Annotated in this window: 11 protein-coding genes; all 11 read right to left on the reverse strand. The window is 64.3% G+C overall.

Annotated elements, in window-relative coordinates; translation table 11 throughout:
- Positions 1-424 precede the first annotated feature (424 nt).
- Positions 425-1267 carry a mycofactocin-coupled SDR family oxidoreductase gene (locus ROP_RS15440; protein ID WP_005250628.1) on the reverse strand — a complete coding sequence of 281 codons (843 nt, stop codon included), beginning with the start codon at positions 1265-1267 and terminating at the stop codon, positions 425-427.
- 434 nt (positions 1268-1701) lie between these two features.
- Positions 1702-2313: a TetR/AcrR family transcriptional regulator gene (locus ROP_RS15445; protein WP_231868925.1), complete on the reverse strand. Its 612-nt coding sequence runs from the start codon at positions 2311-2313 to the stop codon at positions 1702-1704.
- 109 nt (positions 2314-2422) lie between these two features.
- Complete coding sequence (locus tag ROP_RS15450) at positions 2423-3949, reverse strand: class I adenylate-forming enzyme family protein (RefSeq protein ID WP_012690325.1); 1527 nt, start codon at positions 3947-3949, stop codon at positions 2423-2425.
- Between the two features lie 576 nt (positions 3950-4525).
- Positions 4526-5098: an ABC transporter substrate-binding protein gene (locus ROP_RS44140; RefSeq protein WP_012690326.1), complete on the reverse strand. Its 573-nt coding sequence runs from the start codon at positions 5096-5098 to the stop codon at positions 4526-4528.
- Between the two features lie 268 nt (positions 5099-5366).
- Positions 5367-6197, reverse strand: a complete 831-nt coding sequence (locus tag ROP_RS15460) for an ABC transporter permease (protein ID WP_012690327.1) — start codon at positions 6195-6197, stop codon at positions 5367-5369.
- A complete protein-coding gene (locus tag ROP_RS15465) occupies positions 6194-7045 on the reverse strand; it encodes an ABC transporter ATP-binding protein (protein ID WP_050785078.1) in 852 nt (283 codons plus the stop codon). Before ROP_RS15465 ends, ROP_RS15460 begins: the two co-directional genes overlap by 4 nt.
- Before the next feature lie 131 nt (positions 7046-7176).
- Positions 7177-8154: an ABC transporter substrate-binding protein gene (locus ROP_RS15470; RefSeq protein ID WP_012690329.1), complete on the reverse strand. Its 978-nt coding sequence runs from the start codon at positions 8152-8154 to the stop codon at positions 7177-7179.
- Complete coding sequence (locus ROP_RS15475; RefSeq protein ID WP_012690330.1) at positions 8151-8399, reverse strand: tautomerase family protein; 249 nt, start codon at positions 8397-8399, stop codon at positions 8151-8153. Before ROP_RS15475 ends, ROP_RS15470 begins: the two co-directional genes overlap by 4 nt.
- Positions 8400-8412: 13 nt before the next feature.
- Positions 8413-9840: an MmgE/PrpD family protein gene (locus ROP_RS15480; protein WP_012690331.1), complete on the reverse strand. Its 1428-nt coding sequence runs from the start codon at positions 9838-9840 to the stop codon at positions 8413-8415.
- Positions 9837-10625, reverse strand: a complete 789-nt coding sequence (locus ROP_RS15485; protein WP_012690332.1) for an HpcH/HpaI aldolase family protein — start codon at positions 10623-10625, stop codon at positions 9837-9839. The genes ROP_RS15480 and ROP_RS15485 overlap by 4 nt, the downstream gene beginning before the upstream one ends.
- A gap of 5 nt (positions 10626-10630) precedes the next feature.
- Entirely contained in the window at positions 10631-11479 is an 849-nt protein-coding gene (locus ROP_RS15490; RefSeq protein ID WP_012690333.1) for an SMP-30/gluconolactonase/LRE family protein, read from the reverse strand.
- Between the last annotated feature and the right edge of the window lie 2 nt (positions 11480-11481).

Genomic DNA, 11481 nt, shown 5'->3' on the forward strand with positions numbered 1-11481 from the left:
CCGGGAGTGCATCGCGCCACCGGCCCCTCGTACCCGGCCGGACCCGAGCACGTCATGAGGTAGAACAATCACGGCCACCCACTACGACGCACCGAGAGTCGTCGAATCCGGCGAGTCCGCAGGAACGTCCCTCGAACAGGTGGCGGCCAGCAGGGAAGAAGCGCAGTCACCCGTCGAGGACATGCGTGATTCCGACACAGTCCGACGAATCACCTGCACCAGTTGCATTCTGTTCCACTGCGCACTTTGTCAGCGTCAGGCCCGGCCGTGGTGCGCGTATGAGCCGCCCTCACTGAGCACAGGCGAGAAAACACGCAGCGCAAAGCCCGCTGCCCCTTCACCCGCGACGGAAACGTCTCGGGTGAAGGGGTAGCGGGGATGGTCCCGCGGCCGGAACTGAACCGGCCACGGAATCCGACGGCTTCTAGCCGCCGACCTTCTGACTTGCGCCGGCGTCGATGGGCAGGTTGATTCCGGTGATGTACCGCGACTCGTCCGAGGCCAGGAAGAGCACGGCGTTGGTGATGTCGATGGGTTCGACCCACGGGATGTTCGGGAGCGAGTGCATCGTGGCGAACGCGTCGCGGGAGTCCTCGAGCGTCGGGTGTGCAAGGTCCGGACGGAAGAGTCCGTAGAAGGTCTCGTTCTGCAAGAGCTTGGTGTTGACGTTCGTCGGATGGACCGCATTGACACGGATCCCCTTGGGGCCCAGCTCGTTCGCGAGGGTGTGCATCAGTCCGACAATGCCGTGCTTGGCGGTGACGTAGTGGCCGACGTTCGGGTAGCCGTTCAAGCTCGACGTCGATCCGGTAAAGATGACCGAGCCACCTTCGCCCCGCTCGACCATGTTCGGCACCGCGGCCTTGACGGTGTGGAAGACACCGGTCAGGTTGGTGTCGATCATGTCATTCCACTGCTCTTCGGTCAGGTCGAGGACCTTATTGGCCGAGATGATGCCTGCGTTGGCGCAGACGATGTCGATACGGCCGAACTCGGCGAGGCCGTCGGCGACCGCAGCCTCCATCTGCTTCAGGTTGCGCACGTCGGCCTGCGCGATGACCACCCGGCGGCCCAGCTCCTCGACCAGTCGCGCCGTTTCCTTCAGGTCGTCGAGCGACGCCATCGGGTACGGCACACTGCCGATCTGGTCGGCGATGTCGATGGCGATGATGTCAGCGCCCTCTTTGGCCAGCCCCAGTGCGTGCGAACGGCCCTGGCCGCGTGCGGCCCCGGTAATCAGGGCGACCTTGCCCTCCAAGCGGCTCATTGAGTTTCCAATCTCTCGATGTACGACCCTGCCGATGCCGGCGGAGCAACCAACAAACGTACGTGCGTTTGTTTAATTAGAGTGTGATGTGAGCGACAGCAAATGTCAACCATGTGCGCAGAGCGAGGACGAGGGGCCGCTGCATGTGCCATTGCGGCAGACGAGCGCCACCAAGAGATCAACACAGTCCGGGAAGCATTCCCCACGAAAGCAATACCGAGACAACGGGACTGACAGCGCAGCGATCCCACGTGAGTACGCGGCCGTAGTCATCGATCGGAGACGCCCGCAACCACGCACCGCGCTGCCGCGCATGCAGCGACATCCTCGCTACGCACCGCTCCGGGGCATTCGTTGCGTGTGTGTCACCAAAGTTGACAGCCTGCACCCCGGGCTGGTGCCCCGGGCGCGGGCTGAACGGATATACGGTCGGGTCAGCCGGCGTTCTCGACGCCGAGCTGGCGCAGCGCCATCTTGATGTAGGTGTTGACGACCTTGTCGAGGGACTTCGGGCCGCCGGGTTTGTACCAGGACGACACGTGCGCACCCTGAGCCAGTATCGAGTACGTCTGCAATTTGGCATCGAGGATGTCCGCGCCGGTTTCCTTGGCCACATCCTTGATGAGTTTCTGCAGCAGGCGCTCGTACTCGGCACGCTTGGCGAGGACCAACTCCAAGTCTCCGTTGCTCAGGGCCCGGAGCTCGGTATTGCCGATGAACGTCTCTCGCGCATGCTCCGCGTGATAACGGATGTGGCAGTCGACCGCCGCCTTGAACCGGTCCAGCGCACTCCCATCGACGCTGACGAGCGCATTGTTCACGGCTTCGAGGAGTTCGTCCATGACCGACACCATGATGTCGGTCAGCAACTCTTCTTTGCCGCTGATGTGGTTGTAGAGGCTGCCGACCTGGATGCCGACCTCGCTCGCAACGGTGCGCAGCGACGTGGCTTCGTAGCCGTGCTCGTAGAACAGGCTGGCCGCGGCCTCCCGTATAGCGACGTTGGTGCGCGCGCCGCCGCGTGTCACCCGAGTTGCTCGCGTCACTGTGCCCCCTCCGAGGTAAATTGGACGGTCCCCGAAGGGGCCGGCAAGCGGTCTCAGGAACAATCGTACGTTAGTCGATCGCTATTCTCGCTGATTGTCGGCACCGTTGTCACCAGCCCATCGTCGCCCGGATGTTGGTCTTGACGATCTTGCCGCTGGGATTCATCGGCAAGGCGTTCGGGCCCACAAGCGCGATCATCTTCGGAACCTTGTATCCGGCCAAGTGCTTGCGCAGGAACGTGGCGATCTCCGTCTCCGTGACGGTCTGACCCGGCCGAACGGCGATCACAGCGCGCACCTCCTCGTCCCACTCTTCACTCGGCACGCCGAGGACGGCGGCTTCCATGACAGCCGGGTGCGTGTGGAGCAACTGCTCGATCTCCGAGCTGTACACGTTCTCGCCACCGGTCTTGATCATGTCCTTGGCCCGGTCGCGGAAGTACAGGTAGCCATTTTCGTCGCGAACCGCCAGGTCACCGGTACGCAGCCAGCCGTTGTCGAGTACCTCCTTGGTGGCCTCCGGTCGACCGAAGTATCCGGTCATCAGATTGGGGCCGCGGACGCAGATCTCTCCGATCTCCCCCACCGCGGTCGGGGCACCGTCGTAAAGATCACGCAACTCGACCTCGGTGAGGAGGTATTCGGTGCCGATCGAGCCGTCTATCTCCGGCCGGAGCATGTCCTGTGGGAGCAAACGGGTGACCATCGGCCCTGCTTCAGTGAGGCCGTAGCGGAAAAACAGGTCGACATCCGGGATCAGTGCCGACACTGCCAGCTTGTCCGGCATGCGCAGCAACCCGGCACCGGTGTGGAGGGCCTTGAAATTGTTGCGGAACCCGTCGGTGTCGAACGTGCCCGACTTGAGCATGCGCCGGATCATGTTGGGCACGAGAAACATGTTGGTGATCGACTCGCGGGCGACGAGGTCCGCGATCTCCTCTTCCACGAATTTGTGGACGAGGACCGAACTGTTCCCCGTGACGTAATGGGGCAGGAACCAGCACAACAGTGCGGCAGAGTGGAAGAGCGGGGTGACGACGAGGCCGCGATCGTTCGGGCGGCCACCGATCCGGCAGTCGGCGATTTCGTTGACTGCGTTGGTCAGGATCGCCGAGTGCGAGAGCACGACCCCCTTGGAGAAACCGGTGGTGCCGCCGGTGAACAGGATGCAGGCAGCATCCGATGCTTGAACCGGCACATCCTTGATCGGTTCCGACCGCAGGAGGTGATCGAACTCGTCTCCCTCGTGCACCACGGTGACCGGCGCTTCGAGGCCGTCACCGGCCAGGACCTCCGCGATGGCGGCGTCGAAGCCATCGCCGACGAGTACGACACGGGCGCCGGTCTCGTTGATTCCATGGGCCAGCTCCTCCGTCGCCCATCGCCAGTTGTATGGGACAAAGGCGGCGCCGGCGGCGACGATTCCCAGGAAGGTTTCGATGCTGAAGGCAGTGTTGCCCGCCAGCACGCCGACGGTGTCACCGGGCTCGACACCCCGCGCCCGCAGGCCGGCGGCGATCCGCCACGCCCTGTCCGCGAGTTCTCCATGGGTGAGCCGGCGCGTACCGTCGAAGATCGCTTCGCGCCCAGGCACCAGCCGCTCGTTGCGACGAATAGCGTCGACGAGAGTAAACATCGTTCTCCTTAGCCGTACAAGTGTTGCTGTGGCCTTCAACACTACGTTAGGCGTACGTACGTTCGCTAGTCCCACGGTTCTGGAATTCTCGCGTTTCTCAGCAGTGCGACCCCCAGGTCGCTGCAACCCGGATCGAAGGCGTATCGACGTCGCGCGCCCCGAAGCTTCCTTGCCCGGTCTCGGCCCGGCGTGCGCCCTCACTACCCGAGCGCCTCGACGGAAGGGCGGCCTCGGAACACCTCACCCGAGGCACCCCTCGAGCGACGGGCCGTACCTGCCGCCCCACCGAAACGTCCTGACGCCGACGGCGGAGATCACCATTACCGACCCGCTGCACACTCCCGACCGACAGTGACACCGGCGCTCACTGCGTGAGGAAGTCGGCGAGAGCCTGCGCCACGAGGTCGGGCTCGTCCTCGGTGAGAAAGTGCCCGGCGCCGGGAACGAACGTTGTTCGCCCCGGGGATGCGGCTCGCGAGATCGTCGGCGAACGAACGGTTCAGCCATTCGTCGTCGCGCCCCACACGATCTGTACCGGCACCTTCACCGTGCCGAGTTCCTCTGGGTGTTAACCCATTAGGCCGTGTTGGGTTCACCTGTTAGGCCCGGGATCCGTGGATTCCGGTGCCGGGGGGTAGCTATGCCGGGACGGGTGGCAGACGACGATTCTGCGTCGCCCTCGTTGGCTCGATTGCCGCGGCGCCCGCGAACCGGAGTGCGCTCGGATGCCGCTTCTCCGAGGTACCGAGCCCACGGATCGGGAATCCCGCGCCTGGCGAACCAGTCGTGCAGGGATGACTGCTGCTCGGTGAGGAGATTGGCGATGATCTTCAGGTCCGAACCCGATGCCCGGGAGGAGATCACGCCTTCGGTGAGCATGGCCGCGACGGTGGCCTGCCCACTCGCCACCGCCGCGGTTGCCTCTGCGGTGCTCTTGACCTTGATGACCTCGACGTCGATGCCGTTCTTGTCGAAGATCCCCTGCTCGATACCGGCGGTCACGGCGAGGAACGAGCTACCGGTGATCGACGACGCCAGCATGATGGTCGTGCGCCCGTTCGCCGCGGACAACTCCGTACTGTTGGCACAGCCGACGACGAGGGCCAGCACTCCGGCACAGGTACCCGCGAGCAGCGCGCGTCGTTTCATCGCTGTCCTGCCGAGGTCGCGTGCAGTTGCCGCAGCAGGCGCGCTCGCCGCGCCGAGCGCGTGGGCACGTGCTGTTGACGCCGGCCTGTACCTCTCATGCATCTGACGGTGTGGTGAGCTTGCCGAATCTGCTCTAGTGCTGTGCTCATGTGCATTGGGACTCCTCATACATGCGCGCTGTTGGCAGTTGGGCAGCGCTGGACACGTGCCGGACGAACCGCCGATCAGCGCATCGGTGGCGGAATGCGACGGTAGGGCGCGAGGTCGATCACGCGATTGTGGTGTCTCGCCAGGGTGCGAGCTTCTTCTCGACGACCTTGAGAAGCCCCATCATCACGACCGAGATGACGACCATGATCATGACTGCGGCAAGGTATCGAGAGGTGTTGAAGACCTCGGCGTCGGCGCGGATGCGGTAGCCGATGCCTTCGGTTGCTGCGATGTACTCGCCGACGACCACCGCGATCATTCCCTTGCCGATCGCGAGTCGAACACCGGTGATGAAGAACGGAATCACGGAGGGAAACGTGACGTCTTTGTAGATCGACAGTCCGCTGGCGCCGAAGGAACGGGCCGCGCGCAGCAGCACAGGATCGACGGTTCGCACGCCTTCGATCATGTTGATGATGACCGGGAAGATTGCGAGGATCGCGACGTTGGCGATCTTCGATCCCATGCCGAGACCGAACCAGATCACCAGCAGCGGGGTGAGGACGAGGATCGGGGTCGAGTACAGGGCGTTGATGATCGGATCGAAAGCGTGGTTGAGGCGGCGATTCGAGCCGAGGAGCAGTCCGATCGGGACGCCGAGTCCCAGGGCGATCGCCATGCCGATCGCAAACTCGGTGCCGCTCACCCGCAGATCGGACCAGAGCGGACCTTCGGTCAAGGACGTGAACCCACCCCAGATCTCGCTCGGTGAGCTGAAGAACAGCGGGTTCCACAGGCCCATCTTGCCCAGAATTTCCCAGACCACGAGGATGATGACGACGGTGCCGATCGGCAACCAGTAGCGTTCGTAGCGCCGCCAAATGCTGGGCTGCCGGGTGGGTGTCGGATCCTTCTGCGACCGCTCGGATCGGGTTGCTGTCGTGTTCATCGGGTCGGTCCTTCTTCTTCACGTGCGCGGGTCTCGTTGACCTCTTGCCGCAGGTGCATCCAGAGTTGCTTGCGGTAGGCCTCATAGCGGGCCGGGTAGTCGTCACTGTCTTCGTCGGGGAGGTCGACGGTGACGGCCTCGCGGATCCGGCCGGGGCCGGCGGTCATCAGCAGGATTCGGTTGGACAGCTGCAGCGCTTCGTCGAGGTTGTGGGTGACGAAGACGACCGTCCGCTGCTCCTCTTGGACAAGGGCGCGAACATCTTCCCTCAAAATCTCGGCGTTCTGCGCGTCGAGCGCGCCAAAAGGTTCGTCCATCAGAAGAATTTGCGGTTGCACGGCAAAGGCGCGGGCGAGTCCGACTCGTTGCTGCATGCCTCCCGAGAGGTGCCGAGGGTACAACTTCGACGATCGATCCAGGCCGACCTTCTTCAGGTACTCGTGCGCGATGTCATACCGATCCTTCTTCGCCAGATCTCTGCGGCGATAGCGCAACCCGAGCTCGACGTTGTCGAGCACGGTTTTCCACGGCATCAGCGCGAAGTTCTGGAACACCATCGAGCGCGAGGGCTCGCCTGGTAGTGGCCTTTGCCCATTGACCCGCACGCTTCCTGCGAGTGGTTGCGCCATTCCATCGAGCAACGTCAAAAGGGTGCTCTTCCCGCAACCGCTGGGCCCGATGATCGAGATGAAGTCGCCGGCTCGGCCGTCGAAGCTGACGTTGTCGATGATCGTCTCGGCCCCATAGCCGAAGACCACGGAATCGACTTCCAGGATCGGCGGGCCACTGCGGTCGGTCGTGGCCACGCGCGTTGATGCCGCTGCGGGGATTCTCGTCGGTGCAGTCATTGGTTCTCCAAGTTGGTCTCCATGCCGATCGGCTCGGCAGGATGGTCAGATCGGACCTTTCAGTCCCGCAGATCTGAGGACTTCGCGGATACTCTGGGAGTGTGCGGAGGTGTCATCGCCGGGAAACGGGCTTACGGCGCTACTTGCGTGTAGGTTGGGTCGTAAAGGTCGTCGACGGTGGGCAATTCGTCGTGGACCGTCCCGTATTTGTCGGTAAGGTCGAGCCAGGTCTGCAGGCCTTGCTTGTCTACGAGCCCGTCGGTCGAGTAGTCCGGCTTCGCGAACTCGTAGGCGTCCTTGGCGGCGTCGTAACTGATCTGGCTGTCGTCCATCAGGATCGAGATGGCTTCGTCGGGGTGATCGACAACCCATCGAGCGCTTTCCTTGTACGCCGACAGGAAGGCGCGGAATTCGTCCGGGTTGGGTGCGAGGACGCGCTCACTGGCGGCGAACACCTGCGGGGTGAGCTTCGGGAGGATGTCCCGGTACTCCACGATCTCCTTCGACCCCGATTCTGCCGCGGTCAGGTCATAGGGCGGGACGAGGCCGGCGCCGTCGACCTGCCCGGCGACCAGTGCAGCCATCTGGGTCGACGCCGCACCGGACGGAATGTATTGCACGCTCGCCGGATCCACCCCTGATCGTTCGAAGAGTCCCTTGGCGAGGATCTCGGTGCCGCTGCCTGGTCCGACGATGGCCAAGCTCCGGCCGGCGAACTGTTCGATGGAGTCGATGTCCGGCTTGCTGTACAGGATGTGCTGATCCTCGGTGAGGAGATTGGCGATGATCTTCAGGTCCGAACCCGATGCCCGGGAGGAGATCACGCCTTCGGTGAGCATGGCCGCGACGTTGGCCTGCCCACTCGCCACCGCCGCGGCTCCCTCAGCGGTGCTCTTGACCTTGATGACCTCGACGTCGATGCCGTTCTTGTCGAAGATCCCCCGCTCGATACCGGCGGTCACGGCGAGGAACGAGCTACCGGTGATCGACGACGCCAGCGTGATGGTCGTGCGCCCGTTCGCCGCGGACAACTCCGTGCTGTTGGCACAGCCGACGACGAGGGCGAGCACTCCGGCACAGGTACCCGCGAGCAGCGCGCGTCGCTTCATCGCTGTCCCACCGCTGACGGATCCGCGGGCTGGGAGGCGGCGGCGTCGACGGCGGCCGGTGCGGGGTCGCCGAACAGACGTCCGCCGCGGGCTAGGTCGTGCCGGTCGATCTCGAAGAAGGTGATCCGGACCCCTTCGGGGGAGATATCGAAGGCGTCGACGGCAGCCTGGGTGATTCCCTGGACGAACTGACGACGCTGGTCGAGGGTGCGGCCTCGGAAGATTTCGACGGTGATGTTAGGCATTTTCGGGTCTCCTTCAGAGTGCGGTGCTTGCGGATTCGAGTTCGGTCGGCGAACTCGGGAAGTAATGTGTGCGTATAGATTCGGCCAGCACCTCGCGGACGTTCGTGCAGTGCTCGAGGTTGCGCAGCCGGGCGAGCAGTTCGGTGCCGTCCCACACGACTCCGGGGACGGTCATGCATTCGCCGAACTTGTCGTCGAGCTCACGGTCGGTGAGCGGGTCGAGGGTGTAGCCGTGGGGCATGTCTCCACGTGCCTGCATCTTCTCGCCGTTCTTGGTAGTGATTTGTACTGTTGCGTACCATTTTTCGTACTCACCGGGCCCGACGGGAGGGGTCGTGGATTCACAGGTGTCGACCAGCGGGACGAGGTGTTGGATCTTCTCGTCGATCACATGGGTGTCGGTGAAGGTATCGAGCCCGAGCCGGCCGTCGACCAGTGCTGCCGCCACCGTATATTCCATGCTGAACTTCGCCTGGTTTCCGGTGGTCGGGCGATGATGGATCGGCCCGGTCAAGCCAGTGGGCTGCACGGTGACCTTGATCGCCGCGACATCTCGGGTGTTCAGTCCCGCCTTGGCGAGATCGACTGCGGCATCGCCCGCGGGGTGGACGGCATAGCACGCCGGGTACCGCTTGACGTTGAGGCCACGGGTAGTGACGGTCCACCGTTCTCCGAGCACAGACTCGACCTTCGACAGGTCCGAGTCGTCACCGAACAGGTGGAAGAACCCGATCGGGGCTTCGAGCTGATCCGGATCGGCGTCGATACCTGCCGCCGCGAAGCGGGCGGCGAGCAGGCCGTTCATAGCCGCCATTCCCGCATGGACCGGCTTGACGCTGAACCCGCAGTTCTGCCGGCTTCCCGCCGCCATGGAGGCGGCGATTCCCAGCGCAGACTGGATCTCCCGGATGGTCAGACCCTCGAGCCGTGCCACTGCGGCAGCGACACCGAGCACTCCGACAGTTTCGGTCGCGTGCCATCCGTGAGCCCAGTGCGGCCGAACCGGCAGCGCTTCGGACACTGCGCACATCACCTGATGGCCGACGACGTAGGCCTCGAGCATGGCACTGCCGGACAGCCCGTTCTCCTCACCACTGGCGAGGATCGCCGGCACCAGCACCACGCTCGGGTGCCCGTTGACATCGGACAGGTGGTCGTCGAAGTCCAGTGCATGACCCGCCGTGCCGTTGATCAGTGCGGCGTGCGCGGCGGAGACACGCTCCCCGTTGGTCAACAGGGTGGCTGCGCGGTGCGACGATCCGCCCTCGGGAACCATCACACTCTGCGCCGCAGACACCACCGGCTCGTGTGCGCCGGCGACCGCGACGCCCACGGTGTCGACGAAGGCCCGAACGGCCATCCGGGCGGCGTCGGCATGGAGTGGATGCGTCGGTGCGGCCGCGACGAACTCGGCGATCTGACGGGTAACGGGAGGGATCATCGGGTGCCTCCGGTTACCGGCTGAACAGCCGGGGTGCGGTCGAGCGCGGAGTGCAGTACCGACGCCGCACCCGACATCAGCCGCGCCTGTGACGCCAAGAGGAAGGTTGCGCCGCGTTCGGCCGCCGCGGCGGCGTCGGTTGGGGAACTGGCTGACATTCCGATTGCCTTCCCACTGGTACGAACGGTGTCGATGATGCGGTCCATCGCCGACTGGACCTCCAGATGATCGCTGCGACCGATGTGACCCATCGAGGCGGCGAGATCCTGGGCGCCGACGAGGACGATGTCGACCTCGTCGATCGCGACCAGTTCGGGCAGCGAGGCGATCCCGTCCAGGGATTCGATGTGGACGATCAGGGACACCGTCTCCGCGACGTGCTGGAACTGCTGGTAGCCACCCGGGTAGTGTCCGAAACGGTTTGCCCTGGACCGTCCGATGCCGCGGGTGCCGCGGGGGGCGAACCGGGCGCAGTCGAGGATCTTCTCTACTTGCTGCGCGGTATCGACGTGGGCGAGTTGGAAGTGCGCTATTCCGAGGTCGAGGCAGTTCGCAACCAGTTCGGGTGAGTGCGGGACTCGGGCGATGACAGTGGCCTCGGTGAGCTCACATGCCCGCACGATGTCTTCGACGGTGGCCCAATCGGGGTTGCTGTGCTCGAAATCGATCGCGATCGCGGTGAACCCGTTGTGCGCGAGAAACTCTGCGGTTCCGGGCGTGGGGAAGTCGAGGGTGACCGCGGTGACGTGGCCGTCTCGATCGTGTCGGTGCTGCAGGGTTGGCATGAGAATCAGGCCTTGTTGCGGAACGGGTGCAGCAGCAGACCGGCGCTGGGCCATTCGGCGCTCAGAACCTGGCCCTTGTCGGAGTCGGTCACGATGAGCTGCTTGTCGGGCGAGATCGCGACGTTGGTGTACTTCGTACCTTCGCCTGGTGCGATGATGTCGAGAAGCTTGCCGTCGGGGCCGTAGACCTGCAGGTCACCCGGCGCGGTACCGGTGATGGCACCGATCACCATGTTGCCGTCGACATCCCAGGCGAATCCATCCGGGCGGCCGTGAGCGAGTTGGACGAAAAGTTCGGGGGTCCCGAGCTTGCCTCCGGGAGCAAACGGGAATCGCAGGATGCGACCCTCGGCGCCCTGGGCGACGTACATGGCGTCGTCCTCGCGGCCGAATCCGATTCCGTTCGGGTACCACGCAGTCGAGGTCAGGAGCTCGGATTCGCCTGTGGTGACATCGATCCGCCACAGCCGTCCGTCGTCCCGTCGCGGGCCGCGGCTCGGGTCGGTGACATACAGGAATCCGTCGGGTCCGAAGCAGAGATCATTCGGGAAGCACGGGTCGGTCGAGATGGTCCGCACGAGGCCGTCCGGACTGATGGCCTGCACGCCGCCGGTGACCCCCGGCCAGCGGTGGGCCGGGAACTGGCCACCGTTCTGGGCGACGTAGATGCTGCCGTCGGCACCCTCGGTGGCACCGTTCGGGCCCGCTCCGGTGAGGCCGAGGCTCGAGGTCTCGCCGTCTCGGACGAGGTACACGCGGCCTCGGTCGATGGAGGTGAAGACGATGTCGCCGGCCTGAGTGAAAACTGGCCCTTCGGTGAACCCGACATCGGTTGCAATGGTGTGAAATTCCACGA

The sequence above is a fragment of the Rhodococcus opacus B4 genome (assembly GCF_000010805.1).
Lineage (GTDB): Bacteria > Actinomycetota > Actinomycetes > Mycobacteriales > Mycobacteriaceae > Rhodococcus_F > Rhodococcus_F opacus_C.